This is a genomic window from Halorubrum sp. SS7, from assembly GCF_005435055.1.
Lineage (GTDB): Archaea > Halobacteriota > Halobacteria > Halobacteriales > Haloferacaceae > Halorubrum > Halorubrum salinarum.
In genome coordinates, this window is the sequence record NZ_SGXV01000664.1 from 1 (window position 1) to 229 (window position 229).

General features: G+C 66.8%; 1 protein-coding gene. It reads right to left on the reverse strand.

Translation table 11 applies throughout. From position 1 onward, the window contains the following. Window positions 1-229 (reverse strand): ATP-binding cassette domain-containing protein (locus tag EXE44_RS19555; RefSeq protein ID WP_137718136.1); only part of this gene is annotated, 229 nt, incomplete at both ends.

Consider the following 229-nt stretch of genomic DNA (forward strand, 5'->3'; position numbering starts at 1 on the left):
GTCGGCCGCGGAGAGCGCCTCGCCGAGCTTGTGCGAGATGAAGATGATCGTCTTGCCCTGGTCGGTGAGCTCCTCGAAGACGCCGTACAGCTCCTCGACCTCCTGCGGAGTCAACACCGCGGTCGGCTCGTCCATGATGAGCACGTCGGCGCCGCGGTACAGGGCCTTCAGGATCTCGACGCGCTGCTGTTCCCCGACCGAGATGTCCGCGATCGTCGCGTCCGGGTCG